The 17,242-nt window shown below is 62.9% G+C and carries 18 protein-coding genes; 3 read left to right on the forward strand and 15 right to left on the reverse strand.

What is annotated here, in order from left to right; all coding sequences use genetic code 11:
• Positions 1-25: 25 nt before the first annotated feature.
• On the forward strand, positions 26-169 hold the full coding sequence (locus tag NKK52_RS12110; RefSeq protein WP_023667673.1) for a DUF1127 domain-containing protein: 144 nt from the start codon (positions 26-28) through the stop codon (positions 167-169).
• A gap of 171 nt (positions 170-340) precedes the next feature.
• On the opposite strand, the gene NKK52_RS12115 is transcribed toward NKK52_RS12110, so the two are convergent.
• Entirely contained in the window at positions 341-667 is a 327-nt protein-coding gene (locus tag NKK52_RS12115) for a hypothetical protein (RefSeq protein WP_156935994.1), read from the reverse strand.
• Positions 668-685: 18 nt separating this feature from the next.
• Here NKK52_RS12115 and trmFO point away from each other — a divergent pair, with 18 nt between their 5' ends.
• Entirely contained in the window at positions 686-2,098 is a 1,413-nt protein-coding gene (gene trmFO, locus NKK52_RS12120; protein WP_023681640.1) for a methylenetetrahydrofolate--tRNA-(uracil(54)-C(5))-methyltransferase (FADH(2)-oxidizing) TrmFO, read from the forward strand.
• Between the two features lie 36 nt (positions 2,099-2,134).
• Here trmFO and NKK52_RS12125 read toward each other — a convergent pair whose 3' ends face one another.
• The 5 genes from NKK52_RS12125 to yajC all read right to left on the reverse strand — a co-directional run bounded on the left by NKK52_RS12125 (position 2,135) and on the right by yajC (position 7,548).
• Entirely contained in the window at positions 2,135-2,953 is an 819-nt protein-coding gene (locus NKK52_RS12125) for a phytoene/squalene synthase family protein (protein ID WP_023681641.1), read from the reverse strand.
• Between the two features lie 25 nt (positions 2,954-2,978).
• Positions 2,979-3,368, reverse strand: a complete 390-nt coding sequence (locus tag NKK52_RS12130) for an Mth938-like domain-containing protein (protein ID WP_023667676.1) — start codon at positions 3,366-3,368, stop codon at positions 2,979-2,981.
• Positions 3,369-3,379: 11 nt separating this feature from the next.
• A complete protein-coding gene (secDF, locus tag NKK52_RS12135; protein ID WP_023681642.1) occupies positions 3,380-5,932 on the reverse strand; it encodes a protein translocase subunit SecDF in 2,553 nt (850 codons plus the stop codon).
• A gap of 218 nt (positions 5,933-6,150) precedes the next feature.
• Positions 6,151-7,146, reverse strand: a complete 996-nt coding sequence (locus NKK52_RS12140) for a SecDF P1 head subdomain-containing protein (protein ID WP_031203698.1) — start codon at positions 7,144-7,146, stop codon at positions 6,151-6,153.
• Between the two features lie 54 nt (positions 7,147-7,200).
• On the reverse strand, positions 7,201-7,548 hold the full coding sequence (yajC, locus tag NKK52_RS12145) for a preprotein translocase subunit YajC (protein WP_023681644.1): 348 nt from the start codon (positions 7,546-7,548) through the stop codon (positions 7,201-7,203).
• Positions 7,549-7,819: 271 nt separating this feature from the next.
• On the opposite strand from yajC, the gene NKK52_RS12150 reads away from it, so the two are divergent.
• Positions 7,820-8,695, forward strand: a complete 876-nt coding sequence (locus tag NKK52_RS12150; RefSeq protein ID WP_023681645.1) for an ATP-binding protein — start codon at positions 7,820-7,822, stop codon at positions 8,693-8,695.
• A 112-nt stretch (positions 8,696-8,807) separates the two neighbouring features.
• On the opposite strand, the gene NKK52_RS12155 is transcribed toward NKK52_RS12150, so the two are convergent.
• From NKK52_RS12155 to NKK52_RS12195, 9 genes are all read right to left on the reverse strand, one after another.
• The gene (locus NKK52_RS12155) at positions 8,808-10,307 is read right to left on the reverse strand and encodes a peptidoglycan DD-metalloendopeptidase family protein (RefSeq protein WP_023681646.1); all 1,500 of its coding nucleotides are present in this window, start codon (positions 10,305-10,307) and stop codon (positions 8,808-8,810) included.
• 322 nt (positions 10,308-10,629) lie between these two features.
• The gene (locus NKK52_RS12160; RefSeq protein ID WP_023681647.1) at positions 10,630-11,283 is read right to left on the reverse strand and encodes a protein-L-isoaspartate(D-aspartate) O-methyltransferase; all 654 of its coding nucleotides are present in this window, start codon (positions 11,281-11,283) and stop codon (positions 10,630-10,632) included.
• A 26-nt stretch (positions 11,284-11,309) separates the two neighbouring features.
• Positions 11,310-12,071 (reverse strand): 5'/3'-nucleotidase SurE, encoded by a 762-nt coding sequence (surE, locus tag NKK52_RS12165; protein WP_023681648.1) that lies wholly within the window; start codon positions 12,069-12,071, stop codon positions 11,310-11,312.
• A complete protein-coding gene (gene serS / locus NKK52_RS12170; protein WP_023667685.1) occupies positions 12,071-13,375 on the reverse strand; it encodes a serine--tRNA ligase in 1,305 nt (434 codons plus the stop codon). The genes surE and serS overlap by 1 nt, the downstream gene beginning before the upstream one ends.
• A 109-nt stretch (positions 13,376-13,484) precedes the next feature.
• Complete coding sequence (gene tatC, locus NKK52_RS12175) at positions 13,485-14,360, reverse strand: twin-arginine translocase subunit TatC (RefSeq protein ID WP_023667686.1); 876 nt, start codon at positions 14,358-14,360, stop codon at positions 13,485-13,487.
• Entirely contained in the window at positions 14,357-15,097 is a 741-nt protein-coding gene (gene tatB, locus NKK52_RS12180) for a Sec-independent protein translocase protein TatB (protein WP_023681649.1), read from the reverse strand. Before tatB ends, tatC begins: the two co-directional genes overlap by 4 nt.
• Before the next feature lie 86 nt (positions 15,098-15,183).
• A complete protein-coding gene (locus NKK52_RS12185; protein WP_023681650.1) occupies positions 15,184-15,405 on the reverse strand; it encodes a twin-arginine translocase TatA/TatE family subunit in 222 nt (73 codons plus the stop codon).
• Positions 15,406-15,585: 180 nt separating this feature from the next.
• Complete coding sequence (gene scpB / locus NKK52_RS12190) at positions 15,586-16,353, reverse strand: SMC-Scp complex subunit ScpB (RefSeq protein WP_023681651.1); 768 nt, start codon at positions 16,351-16,353, stop codon at positions 15,586-15,588.
• Complete coding sequence (locus NKK52_RS12195) at positions 16,350-17,150, reverse strand: segregation and condensation protein A (protein WP_023681652.1); 801 nt, start codon at positions 17,148-17,150, stop codon at positions 16,350-16,352. The genes scpB and NKK52_RS12195 overlap by 4 nt, the downstream gene beginning before the upstream one ends.
• Positions 17,151-17,242 lie beyond the last annotated feature (92 nt).

The raw sequence follows: 17,242 nt of genomic DNA on the forward strand, positions 1-17,242 counted from the left end.
ACCAGTTTTGAAAAAGAGAACGACAATGAACCTGATCCGCAACTATCGTAACTGGCGCGTTTACCGCGACACCGTTACCGAGCTGGGTCGCCTTTCGAACCGTCAGCTCCATGATCTCGGCATCGTCCGTGACGAGATCAAGATCATCGCCCGCAGGGCGACGATCTAACAAGAATTTCGCCAGGGTCGACCTCCTCCCCGACCCTGACGGATACGGTCAGCCTTCACCTCCTCCCGAGGGTTGACCACCAAAACGGCGCCCGCCGCACCTCCTCCCGCGGCGGGCGCTGTTTCCAAAGCGAACGCAGTTCGTCTTTCCGAAGCGAACGCTAGTTCGTCTTCAAAGTGAACGCAGTTCCTCTTCCAGGGATTTCGCCTCCCTCGATCCGGCGAAAAGAATTTCGTCAAAGCCGACCTCCTCCCCGGCGATGGCGAATACGGCCGATCCCCACCTCCTCCCGAGGATCGGCCCCAAAAACGACACCCGCCGCACCTCCTCCCGCGGCGGGTGTTGTTGTTTTTGGGGCAGGTTTGCGGCTGTGCTTGCGGTCGATCGAGGCGCTTTGCGCCGCCATCCAAGCGTCGCCGCGGACATAAGAAACTCGAGCTCCGTCGTTGCACGACAATGACCCACGCTCGCACCGGCCAATTGCAAACGGCGCGCCAAGCGATTATTCCGGCGCTCATGAGCAAAAATCCTATCCACATCGTCGGCGGCGGCCTCGCCGGCTCCGAAGCCGCCTGGCAGGCAGCACAAGCCGGTGTTCCCGTCATTTTGCATGAGATGCGCCCGGTGCGCGGCACCGATGCGCACAAGACCGATGGGCTTGCCGAACTTGTCTGTTCCAATTCCTTCCGCTCCGACGATGCCGAGAACAACGCCGTCGGCCTGCTGCATGCCGAAATGCGGCTGGCCGGCTCGCTGATCATGAGTGCCGGCGACGCCAACCAGGTGCCGGCAGGCGGCGCGCTGGCCGTGGATCGCGACGGTTTCTCCGACGCGGTGACGAAAAAGCTTGAAGCGCACCCGCTGATCACCATCGAGCGCGAGGAAGTGCCGGGCCTGCCGCCGGCGGAATGGGACCAGGCGATCATCGCCACGGGACCGCTGACCGCACCTTCGCTCGCCCAGTCGATCGCCGAGGCGACCGGCGCCGACGCACTGGCCTTCTTCGACGCGATTGCCCCGATCATCCATTTCGACACGATCGACATGGACACCTGCTGGTTCCAGTCGCGCTACGACAAGGTTGGGCCCGGCGGCACCGGCAAGGATTACATCAACTGCCCGATGGACAAGGACCAGTATCTCGCCTTCGTACAGGCGCTGGTCGACGGCCACAAGACCGAATTCAAGCAGTGGGAAGGCACGCCCTATTTCGACGGCTGCCTGCCGATCGAAATCATGGCCGAGCGCGGCGTTGAGACGCTGCGCTACGGGCCGATGAAGCCGATGGGGCTGACCAATGCCCACAATCCGACGGTAAAAGCCTATGCCGTGGTGCAGCTGCGCCAGGACAATGCGCTGGGCACGCTCTACAACATGGTCGGTTTCCAGACCAAGCTGAAGCATGCCGAGCAGGTGCGCGTGTTCCGCACCATTCCGGGCCTGGAAAACGCCGACTTCGCGCGCCTCGGCGGCCTGCACCGCAACACCTACATCAACTCGCCGACCTTGCTCGACGCTTCCCTGCAGCTGAAATCGCGGCCCGGCCTGCGCTTTGCCGGCCAGATCACCGGCTGCGAGGGCTATGTCGAGAGCGCGGCGATCGGCCTGCTCGCCGGCCGCTTCGCCGCCGCCGAGCGTCTCGGCCACGCGCCGTCCCTGCCGCCGCTCACCACCGCCTTCGGCGCCCTGCTCAACCACATCACCGGCGGCCACATCGTCTCAGACGACGAGCCGGGCAAACGCTCGTTCCAGCCGATGAACGTCAATTTCGGCCTGTTCCCGCCGGTGGAAGCACCGAAGACCGAAGGCAAACGCCTGCGCGGCAAGGACAAGACGGTGGCCAAGCGCCACGCGATCACCTCACGCGCGCGGGCAGATTGTCGGGAGTGGCTAGGGCTGCCGGCGCAAACAGCGGAAGCTGCTGAATAGCCAAGTCTCAGAGTCCTAACGCGATTGACGTTTACGTCAACTCGCTGGCCATCCCCGCGTTGCGCGCCTGAGCAACAGCCAATGCCGGCGCAGAGCCGAAAGCCGGGCTGCGCCACCAAGCGGCGAGCGGCCATTGCCCATCTTGCCGAGATAGGCGCTGGTCAGCGCCAGCGGCAGGAACGCCGGGCGCAGCGTTTCCGGAAGTGCGGACGCCCCTTGCTCGAAAGCGCGGAGATGCTCCTGCGCCAATGCAATCATCGCAGCCACCGCGCGCTGAGCGCCGGGGCCGCCGTCGCCGCTGACGAACTCCTCCGGCGACGAGCCGGCCGCGGCAAGGATATCCGCCGGCACGAAGCATTGCCCGCGTCGGCGATGCAGCGGCAACAGCAGCAACAGGCCGGTCATCGCCTGGGCGCAGCCGGCCCTGCCCGCCAGTTCGGCAAAGCGCGGCGCCTCATTGGGATCGAGCACCATCGCCGCCAGCTGGATCAGCGCGGCCGCCGTCTCGCCGCAATAGCCCTCGAGATCGGTGCGCGACGGCATCGGATCGTCATAGAGGTCGAAGATGCGGGCCTCGAGCATGTTGTCGAAGGCAGTTTTGGGCAGGCCATGGGCAGAAATCGTCGCCTTCAGCGCATCGGCGAGCGGGTTGCCTGTGGCTGCGGCTTCAGCAGCGATGACATCGCGCCACCATTGCAGCCTCACTTCGCCCGGCAATGCCTCGTGGATGCGGTCTCGGACAGACGCAATCTCGGCATTGAAGGCGTAAAGCGAAAACAGCGCCGCGCGCTTGTCGGCCGGTGCATAGAGTGCGCTGACATAGCGGTCATGGTCGCCGGCGCGCACCGCCTCCATGACGATGTCAGCTGTATCGGTCACGTCAGTCGACGGCGATGAGCGCCGCGGCCACGGCGCGGTCTTCGGCAAGCAGAACATTGTAGGTCCGCACCGCTGCCCCCGTCGACATCGGGTCGGAGCCAATGCCAGCCGCCTTCAGCGCCGCCCGAAGTGCTGCCGGCAAGGGCCGCAAATCCTTGCCTGTGCCGACCAGCAGGATCTCGACCTTGTCGGCCTCGGCCAGCAGCAGGTCGAAATCCGCCGCCGTCAGGGCCAGCGGATCGGCCGGCTCCCAGCCATGGATGCCGGAGGGCAGGCAAAGAAGCGAGCCGCGATGCGACATGTCGGCGAAGCGGAAGCCGCCATTGCCGTAGGCTTCGATCGGCGCCCGTCCGGGGAAATGCGCCTCGCGAATGACGATGCCTTTTGCCACCAGCGCGGCCGTCAGGTCGCCATGGCCTTGCCGCCACCAACCGGCTTCTCCTCATCGGCGCTCGCTCCCTGCGGCCTGAGCCTGAACAGGATCAGCAAGGGCGCTGCGATGAAGATCGACGAATAGGTGCCGAAGACGACGCCGAACAGCATCGCCATGGTGAACGAGCGGATCACCTCGCCGCCGAACAACACCAGCGCCAGCAGCGCCAGGATGGTCGTCACCGAAGTCAGCGTCGTTCTCGAAAGCGTCTCGTTGATGGCGTTGTTCAACAATTGCGGGAGCGGCATTCGTTTGTATTTTCGCAAATCTTCTCGAACACGGTCATAGACGACGATCGTGTCATTGAGCGAATAGCCGATAATGGTCAGGATCGCAGCCAGCGAAGACTGGTTGAATTCGAGCCCGGTGATGACGAAGAAGCCCAGCGTCATCACCACATCGTGCACCGTCGCCACGATCGCGCCGACCGCGAACTGCCATTCGAAGCGGAACCAGACATAGACCAGGATGCCGATCAGCGCGATGATCATGGCGATCGTGCCTTGCTTGGCCAGCTCGCCCGAAACCGTCGGGCCCACCACCTCGACGCGGCGAAAATCGTAATTGTCCTGGAGCTCGCCGCGCACCTTGTCGATGACGGTCTGCTCGGCGTTCTCGCCGCCATCCTGGGTGCCGACGCGGATCAGCACGTCGTTCGGCGCGCCGAATTGCTGGACCTGCACTTCACCGATGTTTAGCTCCGACAGCCGGCTTCTGATATCGCCAATATCGGCGTCGCCTTGCTTGGACTGCACCTCGATGATCGAGCCGCCCTTGAAGTCGATGCCGTAGTTGATGTCGATGGTCAGGAATCCGATAACCGACGCGATCGACAGCAGGCTGGACAGTGCGAAGGTCCAGCGGCGGATGCCCATGAACGGGATTTTCGTGCCGGCCGGAACGAAGGTCACCGGCGCACGCGGCAATTCCTTCGGACGCGCGCGGCGCAGCCAGATCGACACCAGCAGACGGGTGAAGGTGAAGGCGGTGAACACCGTGGTCAGGATGCCGATGGCATAGGTGATGGCGAAGCCCTTGACCGGTCCGGTGCCGAGATAGAACAGCACGACCGTGGCAATCAGCGACGTCACGTTGGAATCCACGATGGTCGCCAACGCCTTGGTGAAGCCGGTGTCGATCGACTGGATGACCGAACGGCCGGCCCGTCGCTCCTCGCGGATGCGCTCATAGATCAGCACGTTGGAATCGACCGCCATGCCGATGGTCAGCACGATACCGGCAATGCCGGGCAAGGTCAGCGTCGCGCCAAGCAGCGACAAGACCCCGACGATCATCGCCACGTGCACGGCGAGCGCAATGTTGGCGAGGAAGCCGAGAAGTCCGTACGCGACGAACATGAAGGCGACGACGAGAATGGAGCCGATGATGCCGGCGACCTTGCCGGCATGGATCGAATCCTGGCCGAGGCCCGGGCCCACCGTGCGTTCTTCGATCACGGTCAGCTTTGCCGGCAACGCACCGGCGCGCAGCAGCACGGCGAGGTCGTTGGCGCTTTCGGCGGTGAAATTGCCTGAAATCTGGCCGCTGCCGCCGAGGATCGGTTCGCGGATCACCGGCGCCGAAATCACCTGATTGTCGAGGATGATGGCGAACGGCTTGCCGACATTCTGCTGCGTCGCCTGGCCGAACCGTGTCGCACCGCGCGAGTTGAAGACGAACGAAACCACTGGCTCGTTGTTTCGGGAATCATAAGTTGCGGTGGCCTTGGCAAGATCCTCGCCGGACACGATGACGCGATTTTCCACCAGATACGGAACCGGCGGATCGTCCTGCGAATAAAGCACCGAGGAGCCTGCTGGCGGGCGGCCGTTCAGCGCATCCTGCACCGACATCGAGGTATCGACCATCTGGAAGGTCATCTTGGCGGTCTGGCCGATGATCTCCTTCAGCCTTTGCGGATCCTGCAGGCCCGGCACCTGGACGAGCACACGATCGTCGCCCTGGCGCTGCACGATCGGCTCGGTGGTGCCGAGTTCGTTGACGCGGCGCTCGACGACTTCGATCGACTGCGCCAATGCGGCCGAGGTGCGGTATTTGATGCCGGCGTCGGTGACGGTGAATTTGAGCAGCCCGGCTTCGGAATCATCCAGGGACATCTCCTGGATGGAGCCACCGGTGAACAGGCCGGCGGCGACCGGATCGGTCAGCGGCTTAAGCGCCGCCTTGGCGGCATTGATCTGGGTTGGATCGGTGATGCGCACTTGTACGGTCCTGCCGGTGCCGCCAAGGCCGGTATAGCCCACCTTGGCATCGCGCAGCAGCGTGCGGATCTCGTCGCGCGTCGTTTCCAGCTGCGCCTTGACGAGATCATTCTGGTCCATCTGCAAGAGGATGTGCGAACCGCCCTGCAGATCGAGACCAAGCGTCATCTGCCGCTTCGGCACCCAGTTGGGCAATTGCGCCAATGTGCTGGCCGGGAAGAGATTTGGCGCGGCAAGGATGAATGTGACGGCCACGGCGATCCAGATCAGGATCATCTTCAGGCGCGAAAAATACAGCATATGGCGTTGTCCGTCAGGGCGTACTGGCGGATCGTTCCGCCGACAATTCGGTTATTTCTTGGCGTTCTTATTTGCCACCGGCTCGCCCTTAACCCGCACTTCGCCGATTGTCGAGCGCGCTGAGGTCAATTTGGCGCTGCCGCCGGCAGCGGTTTCGGCGTCAATCGCCTCTGTCGGTTCCCATTCTAATTCTGATCACCGCCGGGCGCTATCGTGCGCTACTCGACTATTTTCAATTGTGCAGGCATCGGTCCGGAACGCAAAAGCAAGGCCAGATCATCGGCGTTCTCCTTTGTAAGGTTGCCCGATATCTGGCCGCGGCCGTTAAGAATTGGCTCGCGGACGACTGGCACCGAAAGCACTTGGTTGTCGAGGATCATCGCAAATAGCTTGCCGACATTCTGCGAGGTCGCCTGCGCAACGCGTGCCGTGGCCCTGGAATCGAAAGTGAACGAAACCGCCGGCTCATTTGTGACGGAGTTGGGAGTCGCCTGAGCATTGACAATGTCGTCACTGGAAACGATCGTTCGGCTCTCAACCAGATAGGGAACCGGTGGATCGTCCTTCGAATAAACCACCACCGAGCCAGCGGGCGTCCGGCCATTGATCGCATCAGCGACCGGCATCGACTCATCAACCCACTGAAAAGTCAGCATTCCGGTTCGGGTGAGAATTCTCCTCAGCCTTTGCAAATCCGCAACGCCCGAGGTCCGGACCAGCATACCGTCTTCGCCCTCTGGCCGCACTACTGGGTCGGCAATACCAAGATCACGCAGGCGATTCTTAATGACCACGATCGACTGCGCAAGCGCGATCGACATCCGATACTTGATGCCTGTGTCTGTTACCGTGAACTTGAGCAACGCTGCTCCGGTATCATCCAGGATCACTTCCTGAACCGGACCAGCGCTGCCAAGGACAGGATCAGTCACCGCCTCCAATGCCATCTTGGCCGCGCCGACCTGAGCGGCGTCGGTGATATGCACCTGAACGGCCCGACCCAACTTAGCAAGACCAGTATAGCCGATCCTTGCATCGCGCAGCAGCGTCCTGATTTCGTCACGCGTCGCCTCCAACCGGCGATCGATCACATCGGTCGCGTCCAATCGAAGCAGCACGTCCGCGCCGGCAGCGTGAAGACTGGGCGCGTCGACGAGCATTGTGGCCATAGCAAGCCAGATCAGGATCATTTTCAGGCGCGAAAAATGGACCATACGCCGTCTTTTGTCAGAGCTCTGCCCGCGGATCGCTCCGCTTGGGAAACTGGCTTACTTCTTGGTGTTCTGGTTGGCCACCGGCTCGCCCTTGACCCGAACATCGGCGATCGTCGAGCGCAGCGCCGTCACCTTGGTGCCGCCGCCAAGGTCGATCTCAAGCTCATTGTCGTCGATCACCTTGGTCACCTTGCCGACGAAGCCGCCGCCGGTGATGACCGTGTCGCCACGGCGCACGGCCGAGATCATCTCCTGGCGTTTCTTCAACTGGGCGCGCTGCGGCCGGATGATGAGGAAATACATGATCACGAAGATCAGAACGAACGGGAGTATCATGCCGATATCCCCGAACGGACCAAGCGGAGTTCCGGTAGCTTGGGCGTATGCCGGTGTGACGAACATCAAGAACTCCTGGTTACGAAGAAGGCCGTAGGGCGGCCTCGCCAAATTTGGCCGGAATATAGTGGGTAAAGTTACCAATGCAACTGCGCGGCCGGGCTTTCAGCTGCTTTTCCGGCCGGTTGACCCGTGTTAGAGCATGCTCCCGGAATACGGGCGTGGTTTTCGCAAAAGATCATGCCCAAACAAAAGCTTGGAACCCGTTTCTATCTCGCCCGGATCAAGACGATTTCGGCCCCTACGCACGTTCGTGCGGAAACATAAAAGACGAGACATGACCGACAGCACCATCGAAGCCCTGAACCAAAAGCTCGACCGCCTGATCGAGGCGGTCACCCGCCTCGCCCCGCCGCCGGTGCCGCAAACCGATCTTGCGGTTGCCGATTGCTTCGTCTGGCAGGCCGACCCCGGCTATCTCGAGCCGGTGCGCAAGGTCAACCGCGTCGACATCGGCCTGATCCGCGGCGTCGACCGCGTGCGCGACATTCTGGTCGAAAACACGGAACGCTTCGCCGCCGGCCATGCCGCCAACAATGTGTTGTTGTGGGGTGCGCGCGGCATGGGCAAATCCTCGCTGGTCAAGGCGGTGCATGCGCAGATCAACGCCCAGGCCAAATCCGACCTGCCGCTCAAGCTGATCGAGATCCATCGCGAGGATATCGACACGCTGCCCAGGCTGATGGGCCTGCTGAAGGCGGCGCCGTTTCGCTTCATCCTGTTTTGCGACGACCTCTCCTTCGACCATGACGACACCTCCTACAAGTCGCTGAAGGCAGCCCTTGAAGGCGGCGTCGAGGGCCGCCCGGCCAATGTCATCTTCTACGCCACGTCGAACCGCCGGCACCTGTTGCCGCGCGACATGATCGACAATGAGCGCTCGACCGCCATCAACCCGTCCGAGGCGGTCGAGGAAAAGGTTTCGCTGTCCGACCGTTTCGGCCTGTGGCTCGGCTTCCACAAATGTTCGCAGGACGAATATCTCGACATGGTCAACGGCTATGCCAGCCATCACGGGCTCACTATCGACCCGGAGCAGCTGCGCGCCGAGGCGCTGGAATGGGCAACGACGCGCGGCAGCCGCTCGGGCCGCGTCGCCTGGCAATTCACCCAGGATCTGGCCGGCCGGCTCGGCAAGCCGCTGAACGACTGATTGATTTCCGTCAGGTCACTGAAAAAGCCCGCCCCTTGCGGAGCGGGCTGAGCCGGCGGGCCGGACTGGAGGTCAGACGGCCTGCAAAACGTTTATTGTTCTATTCGCCCGACTATTCGAGATAGCCAGAGGGGTCGACCGGTGCCGAGTTCTTGCGCACTTCGAAGTGCAGTTTCGGGGAGTCGGTGGTGCCGCTCATGCCCGACAGCGCGATTTCCTGGCCGCGCTTGACCTTCTGGCCGCGCTGCACCTCGATCGACCTGGCGTGGCCATAGACGGTGACCAGCCCGTTTTCGTGGCGCACCAGCACCGTATTGCCGAATTCCTTGAGGCCGTCGCCGGCATAGATGACCACGCCGTTCTCGGCCGCCTTGACCGGCGTCCCCTCAGGCACGGCGATGTCGACACCATCCTTGCCGCCACCAAAATTGGAGATGACGCGGCCACGCACCGGCCAACGCATCTTGCCGATGCCGGTGGCATCGGGCGCAACAGCATCGTCGTCCTCGGCCTGCTGGATAACCTTGGCGTCCTTCTTCGGCGGCGTGTAGGTGGCGAGTGTCTCCGTCGGCTTTGCCGCCGGTTGGGTGGTCGCGGTCGTCACCGGATCAACTTTGGCCGGCTTGGCGCTGGCGACCGTTGCGGTGCCACCTGCCGGAACCTTCAGCGTCTGGCCGATCTTGAGCAGGCCGTCCTGCATGCCGTTCGCCTGCTTCAGCGCCACGACGCCAACGCCGGTCTTCCTGGCGATGGAGGACATGGTGTCGCCCGACTGGACCGTGTAGGTGCCCGCGCCGGCCTTTGGCGCGGCCGAGGCCGTCTGCGCCGGCTTGTCGGTCTTCGGCTTGTTCGCTGCCGAAGCGTCAACCTGCGCGGCGGACTTGCCGTCCTTGAGTTTCGGCTGCTGCGGCAGCACGGCGACCTTTTCCGGCGCCGGCGCCTTGGGGCTGTTTGCCGGCTTGCCGTCGGCAAGTTTCGGCTCTGTCCCCTTGCTTGAATAGGCATAGGCCGGGATGACCAGTTTCTGACCGGTCTTCAGCCCCTTGGTGGCGCTCAAGCCGTTGACCTTCATGATCACGTCGGCGGGCACATGATAGCGATGAGCGATGCCGGAAATGGTCTCGCCGTCGCTGACCACGATCTCGGTCCCATGCGGTGTACCAGCCGCAACTGGTTTCGGATCGGAGTCACCGGCATTCTTGAACGGCCTCGCCGGCTGGACGGTGCCGGTAGTCGTTCTGTCGACATGCGGTGCCGGTGCAAGCGCCGGCGCGGAAGCGGTGCGCATCGGAGCAGCTTTGGGCGCGCTCGGCGGCGGCAGCTGCTGGACGGTGACCGGCTCCAGGCTGGAGCGGCTGACCGACTGGTTATGGCTGCCATCGACAGGTGCCGCAGCGATCGGCTCGGCCGCCACATCGCCCGGATAGGGCTGCGCAGTGCTCTGCTTGTCGATGATGGCGCGCTGATTGTTGGTCGAGGAGGTGAAGACGTCGTCGACACCATTGAACCGCGAGACTTGGGAACTACACCCCGCCGCCACTCCGGCTAGCATGAGGACAGCGCAGCCCCGCGACAGAGTACGCCCGTTTGCCTTCAAAACACTGAATTGCATCGCACTAACCCGCACAGACCCGGTACACACTGGTCATGATTAAAGCGCGTTAATGTTACTGGCGGGTTAACCCCATAGAATCAGACGCAAATTTTCTTAAAACATTTTCGAATGCGCCGAAGCTGCGTTGATTCAGATCGGCCCGAGTCGAAAATGACAGGTTCTGAGAACCGGCCTACGCCGGCCGTAGCCTTCATAGAGCGGAGGCATTTATGACGGCTTCGGCCGGCGAAGGCCGGAGCGGAGCGTACTCAAACACGTGAGCACCGGAAGCGCAGGAACCTGGCATTTGCAGGCCGGCCTCACCTGAATATCAGTTCACCTAAATAACCGCCGCGACGCTGCGCAGGATCGGCTGCAGGCGCACGGTGCCGATATCCTCGCGCTCGAAGCGGCTGCCGACCTTGGTCAGCTTGGCCAGCACCTGCTCGCCCTCCTCCGGCCCGATCGGGGCAATGACGATGCCGCCGCTCGACAATTGGTCGAGCAGGAAGCGCGGCAGGCTGTCGAAAGCCGCCCAGGCTACGATGCGGTCGAACGGCGCTTCGTTGGCAAGGCCGGTGGAACCATCGGCCTGGCGCACGATGACATTGCCGATGCCGAGCGCCTCGAAGCGTTGCCTGGCCTGCTCGGCCAGCGTCTTGTAGCGGTCGACGCTGACGATGCGAGCCGCGAGCCGCGACATCACCGCTGCCGTGTAGCCCGAGCCGGTGCCGATCTCGAGCACCCGATTGCCGGGCTCTATTGCCAGGGCCGCAATCACCGCCGCCTGCAGGTCGGCGCCCTCGATCGCCTCGCCGCACTCGATCGGCAGCATCCCGTCCGACCAGGCGATCGAATGGAACTGGCCGTTGAGGAAGCCGCGCCGCGGCGTCGCCTCGAAGGCTGCGATCAGCGCCTTCGGCACCGCGCCTTGGCCGCGCAGGCGCAGCAGGAAAGCGGCAAAACCCTCGCGATCGTCGAGCGGCAAGTTCATGCCAGAACCTTCTTCATGCGAACACCTTATTCAGACAGCGCCTTGGTCAGTTGGTCACGGATTTCATGCGCGGTCAGGTCGAGCTGCAGCGGCGTCACCGACACGAGCCGGTTGCGCAGAGCATGGAGATCGGTGCCTTGCTTGCCCTCGACCGGCTCGCGGCCGAAGCGCAGCCAGTAATAAGGCAGGCCGCGCCCGTCGCGGCGCTCGTCGACCCACAGGCTGTGCACCAGCTTGCCTTGCGACGTCACGACGGTGCCGGCGACCTCGTCAGGCAGGCAGTTGGGAAAGTTGACGTTGAGCAGCACGCCGTCCGGCAGCGGCATGGCGACGAGCTTTTTCAGCAGCGCCGGCGCCAGCACCTCGGTGGTCTCATAGGGAACGACGCGGTCCTCGCCGACATAGGAATAACCCTGGCTGAGTGCGATCGAGCGGATGCCGAGCAGCGCGCCTTCCATGGCGCCGGCGACGGTGCCGGAATAGGTGACGTCGTCGGCGATGTTGGCGCCGGAATTGACACCGGACAGGATCAGGTCCGGCGCGCCAGGCAGGATCTTCTTGACGCCCATGATGACGCAGTCGGTCGGCGTGCCGCGCACGGCGTAGTGTTTCTCGCCGATCTTGCGCAGCCGGAGCGGCTCCGAGATCGACAGCGAGTGCGCGTAGCCGGACTGGTCCTGCTCCGGCGCCACGACCCAGACATCGTCCGACAGCGTGCGGGCGATGCGTTCGAGCGACGCCAGGCCCTCGGCATGGATGCCGTCATCATTGGTCAGAAGGATGCGCATTACTTCGATTCGATCTTCGCCAGACCGCCCATATAAGGCCGCAGCACTTCAGGAATGGTTACGCTGCCATCCTCATTCTGGTAGTTTTCGATGACGGCAATCAGCGCACGGCCGACAGCGGTGCCCGAACCGTTCAGCGTGTGCACAAAGCGGTTGCCCTTGCCATCCCGGTCCTTGTAGCGGGCATCCATGCGCCTGGCCTGGAAGTCGCCGCAGACCGAGCAGGACGAGATTTCGCGATAGGCGTTCTGGCCGGGCAGCCAGACCTCGATGTCGTAGGTCTTGCGCGCGCCAAACCCCATGTCGCCCGTGCACAGGACCATGGTGCGGAACGGCAGCTCCAGTCGCTTCAGCACCTCTTCCGCGCACTGCGTCATCCGCTCGTGCTCGGCGAGCGAAGACTCCTGGTCGGTGACCGAGACCAGCTCGACCTTGTAGAACTGGTGCTGGCGCAACATGCCGCGCGTGTCGCGGCCGGCGGAGCCCGCTTCCGAGCGGAAGCACGGCGTCAGCGCCGTATAGCGCAGCGGCAGCTTTTCATGGGCCGTGATTTCTTCGCGCACCAGGTTGGTGAGCGGGACCTCGGCGGTTGGAATCAACCCGAGCCGGCCATCGCCATGCTGCACGAAGAACAGGTCGTCCTCGAATTTCGGCAGCTGGTTGGTCCCGAAAAGCACTTCGTCGCGCACCATCAGTGGCGGGATGACTTCTTCATAGCCATGCTCGGTCGTGTGCAGATCGAGCATGAACTGGCCGATGGCGCGCTCCATCCGCGCCAGCCCGCTCTTCAGCACGGTGAAGCGTGATCCCGACAGCTTTGCCGCCCGCTCGAAATCCATCATGCCGAGCGCTTCGCCGATCTCGAAATGCTCCTTCACCCAGTTCGGCCGGGTCGGCACCTCGCCGACGATATGCTTGACGACATTGTCGTGCTCGTCCTTGCCGACCGGCACGTCGTCGAGCGGCACATTCGGCAGCACCGCCAGCGCATCGTTCAGCGTCTTGTCGAGCTCGCGCTCGCGCGCCTCGCCATTCTGGATGAAGGTCTTGATATCGCCGACTTCGGCCTTGAGCTTTTCGGCAAGTGCCGTGTCGCCCGAACGCATGGCGTTGCCGATCTCCTTCGAGGCGGCGTTGCGGCGTTCCTGCTTGGTCTGCAGCTCGGTGACGTGCTCGCGCCGCGCTTCGTCCTTCTTGATCAGCTCATCGACCGTGGACTGCGCCTCGTCAGCCGACCACGAGCGCTTGGCCAGCGCCTCGACAAGGGCCTTCGGGTTGTCGCGAATCCATTTGATATCAAGCATGGTTGGTCGTCCTCGAGCTAAGGCCTGAGGGCGTAAACCGCATCCTTCATCGATGCAAGATGGCGGCTGTCGCGTTTTTCCGCTAACGCGGATACCCGAACGCGACAGCCTATGAACGAGCCTGCTTTGAGGACGCGTCCGCCGCCTTTTCGGCCACGGCTTCGGCGGCTTCCTGCTTCTCGCGCGCCAGCTTCTGCTTGACCTGATCGCGCTCGATCAGCCGGGCCGCCCAGATCGACACCTCGTAGAGCAGGATGGTCGGGATGGCCAAACCGATCTGGCTCATCGGATCAGGCGGCGTCAGCACCGCCGCGACGACGAAGGCGATGACGATCGCCCATTTGCGCTTCTCGGCCAGCGCCTTCGACGACAGCATGCCGACGCGCGTCATCAGGCTGGTCACCACCGGCAGCTGGAACACCAGGCCGAAGGAGAAGATCAGCGTCATGATCAGGCTGAGATATTCCGACACTTTCGGCAGCAGCGAAATCTGCACCTGGTCGTCGGTGCCGGCCTGCTGCATGGCGAGGAAGAACCACATCACCATCGGCGTGAAGAAGAAATAGACCAGCGACGCTCCCATCAGGAACAGGATCGGCGATGCGATAAGGAACGGCAGGAAGGCGTTGCGTTCGTTCTTGTAGAGGCCTGGCGCGATGAATTTGTAGATCTGCGTGGCGATCAGCGGAAAGGCGATGACCATGCCGCCGAACATGGCGAGCTTGACCTGGGTGAAGAAGAATTCCTGCGGCGCCGTATAGATCAGCTCGACCTTGTGCGGATCGAGCCCGGCCCACTGCGTGGCCCACTTGAACGGAACGACCAAAAGATTGAACAGCTTCTTGGCAAAGAAGAAGCAGACGAGGAAGGCGACGAAGAAACCGCCGATCGACCAGATCAGCCGCCGGCGCAGTTCGATCAGATGCTCCATCAGCGGAGCCGACGACTTCTCGATCTCGTCCTTTTCGCTGTCCGTAATGCTCACTTGGCGGCCCCCGCCGTCTTCTTGGACGCGGGCTTCGTGGCCGGCGCAGGCTTCGGCTCAGCCTTTGCGACTGCCTTCGGTGCAGCAGCGTGCTTGGTGGCGGCTTTTCCAGGTGCAGCCTTGGCGGGCGCCGCTGACTGCTTGGCCGCAACCTTCGCCGCAGGCGCCGGCTTTGCCGGTGCTGCCTTGGCTGCCGCTGTTTTGGTTGCCGGGGCCTTTGATATCGCAGCCCCCTTGGCGCGCGCGTTTCGTGGCGCTGCTGTTGCTGCAGCCGGTGTCACCACCGCCTGATCGGTCATCGCCGGAAGGATCGGCGCCGCCGGCGCTGTTTCCGGTCCGTTGACACCCGGCATCACCGTCGCGCCGTTCTTGAGCGGCTCGGCCGGCTGTGGTGTTTCTGCCGCGGGCGTTGAGGGGTCGACGGCGGGCTTCGGCTTCATCACCGCATCGACGCCGGAGCGAACCTCGGCTGCCGCCTGTTCGAACGGATTGAGCTGCTTGCGGATTTCGGCCGCCGGATTGAGGCCGCGCAGCGTATCGACAGACTTCTTGACGTCGTCGAGCTCGGCTTCCTTCAACGCCTCGTTGAACTGCTTCTGGAAGTCGGAGGCCATGGCACGCAGCTTCGCCGTCGTGCGGCCGAAGGTGCGCAGCATATTGGGCAAATCCTTGGGTCCGACGACCACGATCATGACGATCGCGATCACCAGCATTTCGGTCCAGCCGACTTCAAACATGGCAATCAGTTCCGACTAGTGCTTGTCGCCCAAAAGTGCGAAGCGGTTTTGGGACAACGACTTGCACAAAAGCAACAACCTTCGGCTCAGCTCTTGCTGGCCTTTTCCTTCACTGCCGAAACGGTCTCGTCCGGGCGGTGCTCGACGGTGCGCTTGTCTTCGGCGGTATCGTCGTCGGCCATGCCCTTCTTGAAGCTTTTGATGCCCTTGGCCATGTCGCCCATCAGCTCGGGTATCTTGCCGCGGCCGAACACCAGCAGCACGATCACCAGCACGATCATCCAGTGCCAAATCGAAAATGAACCCATTGTAACTCTCTCTCGAATGTTTTCCCTGGCGATGATCTATGCGTTTTCGCGTTGGGATTCAAACACAACAGCGACAAAGTTTATGAAGGCGCGGTTTATGTCACGCATTTTCGGCAAAGCTGCCCGCTACCAATCGGCGCATCTACCGCAGCAATGCAGCTTTTTGACAGCGGCTTGCGGTCAATCTTCCGTGACGCGCGGCGTCAGCAGGCCGAGTTCCTCGAGATCGATGTCGGTCAACGCATCCTCGTCCTCGGTCAGCGCGTCCGGATCGGCCGGCGGCAACGGGATGGCGAAATTCGACGGCATGCGGCCGGAGAGCAGCCCTGCCCCCTTCAGTTCGTCCATCCCGGGAAGATCGCGGATCTCCTCCAGTGCGAAATGGTCGAGGAAAGTGTCTGTCGTGCCGTAGGTGACGGGACGGCCGGGCGTGCGGCGGCGGCCGCGCATGCGCACCCATTCCGTTTCGAGCAGCGTATCCAGCGTGCCCTTCGAGGTCTCGACGCCTCTGATGTCCTCGATCTCGGCGCGCGTCACCGGCTGGTGGTAGGCGATGATCGCCAGCACTTCGAGCGCCGCGCGCGACAGCTTGCGCTGCTGCACCGTATCGCGGCTCATCAGGAAGGCGAGATCGCCGGCGGTACGGAAAGCCCAGGCATCGCCGACCCGGACCAGATTGACGCCGCGCCGCGCATAGATCTGCTGCAGCTCAGCCATGGCAGCGGCAATGCTGATGCCGTCGGGCAATCTGGCTGCGAGCTGCTTTTCGCTGACCGGCTCGGCGCTGGCGAACACGATCGCCTCGGCCATGCGTATGGCTTCGGCCATGTGCAGCCGTTCGCCAGGATTCAGAAGCAGGGTATCAGTCGGGTCCTGGGCGATAATGCCCTCCTCGGTCTCTTCTTCAACCATGAACGGAATGACCGAAGCGTTGGCGCGTTCGCTCATGATGCTACCTCGACTGACTTAATTGGCTGCGCGCGGCCGCGCAGATAGAGCGGCGCGAACACCTGGTCCTGCCGCATCTCGATGCTGCCTTCGCGCACCAGTTCCAGCGACGCCGCAAACGAGCTGGCAATCGCGGTACGCCGTTCGTCCGGGCTGGTCAGGTAATTGATCAGATAGCTGTCCAGCGCCGTCCAGTCGCGCAGCGAGCCGATCAGCCGGGTCAGGATATCGCGCGCATCCTTGAGCGACCACACGCCACGCCGGGCAATTGTCACATTGGTGATCGCCTGTTTCTGGCGCTGCTGCGCATAGGCGGTGAGCAAATCGTAGAGCGAGGCCGAATAGGCGTTACGCTTCTCGACGATGACCATTTCAGGCATGCCGCGTGCAAACACGTCGCGGCCGAGCCGGTTGCGGTTGACCAGCCTTGCCGAGGCGTCGCGCATGGCCTCCAGACGCTTCAGCCGGAACTGCAGCACGGCGGCCAGTTCCTCGCCGCTTTCGCCTTCCTCGCCGGGCTGCTTGGGGATGAGGAGCTTCGACTTGAGGAAGGCCAGCCACGCCGCCATCACCAGGTAGTCGGCGGCAAGCTCAAGCCTTAGCGCCCTCGCCGTCTCGACGAAGGTCAGATACTGCTCGACCAGCGCCAAGATGGAAATCCGCGACAGATCGACCTTTTGGTTGCGGGCGAGATGCAGCAAGAGGTCGAGCGGACCTTCGAACCCGGCGACGTCGACGACAAGCGACGGGTCGCCGGTGACCCGTGAATCGTCGTTCTCGGCCCACAGACGGTCCATCGGTGCGGCCTTCGCAGCCTTGCTGTCCAATGTCTCCGCCACTTGTTCCTTTACCTCTGGTTAGAGCATGATGCCGAAAAGTGTGAAGCGGT

Source organism: Mesorhizobium sp. C277A (assembly GCF_040324395.1).
Lineage (GTDB): Bacteria > Pseudomonadota > Alphaproteobacteria > Rhizobiales > Rhizobiaceae > Mesorhizobium.

What these genes read in the sequence shown, in the direction of transcription:
- NKK52_RS12160 (WP_023681647.1), bottom strand. Translation starts at nt 11,283, where the DNA reads ATGAACTTGCCGCTCGACGATCGCGAGGGTTTTGCCGCTTTCCTGCTG.
- tatB (WP_023681649.1), bottom strand. Translation starts at nt 15,097, where the DNA reads ATGTTTGAAGTCGGCTGGACCGAAATGCTGGTGATCGCGATCGTCATG.
- scpB (WP_023681651.1), bottom strand. Translation starts at nt 16,353, where the DNA reads ATGAGCGAACGCGCCAACGCTTCGGTCATTCCGTTCATGGTTGAAGAA.
- NKK52_RS12140 (WP_031203698.1), bottom strand. Translation starts at nt 7,146, where the DNA reads ATGGTCCATTTTTCGCGCCTGAAAATGATCCTGATCTGGCTTGCTATG.
- yajC (WP_023681644.1), bottom strand. Translation starts at nt 7,548, where the DNA reads ATGTTCGTCACACCGGCATACGCCCAAGCTACCGGAACTCCGCTTGGT.
- NKK52_RS12195 (WP_023681652.1), bottom strand. Translation starts at nt 17,150, where the DNA reads ATGGACCGTCTGTGGGCCGAGAACGACGATTCACGGGTCACCGGCGAC.
- surE (WP_023681648.1), bottom strand. Translation starts at nt 12,071, where the DNA reads ATGCGCATCCTTCTGACCAATGATGACGGCATCCATGCCGAGGGCCTG.
- NKK52_RS12150 (WP_023681645.1), top strand. Translation starts at nt 7,820, where the DNA reads ATGACCGACAGCACCATCGAAGCCCTGAACCAAAAGCTCGACCGCCTG.
- NKK52_RS12185 (WP_023681650.1), bottom strand. Translation starts at nt 15,405, where the DNA reads ATGGGTTCATTTTCGATTTGGCACTGGATGATCGTGCTGGTGATCGTG.
- NKK52_RS12110 (WP_023667673.1), top strand. Translation starts at nt 26, where the DNA reads ATGAACCTGATCCGCAACTATCGTAACTGGCGCGTTTACCGCGACACC.
- trmFO (WP_023681640.1), top strand. Translation starts at nt 686, where the DNA reads ATGAGCAAAAATCCTATCCACATCGTCGGCGGCGGCCTCGCCGGCTCC.
- NKK52_RS12155 (WP_023681646.1), bottom strand. Translation starts at nt 10,307, where the DNA reads ATGCAATTCAGTGTTTTGAAGGCAAACGGGCGTACTCTGTCGCGGGGC.
- NKK52_RS12125 (WP_023681641.1), bottom strand. Translation starts at nt 2,953, where the DNA reads ATGGAGGCGGTGCGCGCCGGCGACCATGACCGCTATGTCAGCGCACTC.
- serS (WP_023667685.1), bottom strand. Translation starts at nt 13,375, where the DNA reads ATGCTTGATATCAAATGGATTCGCGACAACCCGAAGGCCCTTGTCGAG.
- secDF (WP_023681642.1), bottom strand. Translation starts at nt 5,932, where the DNA reads ATGCTGTATTTTTCGCGCCTGAAGATGATCCTGATCTGGATCGCCGTG.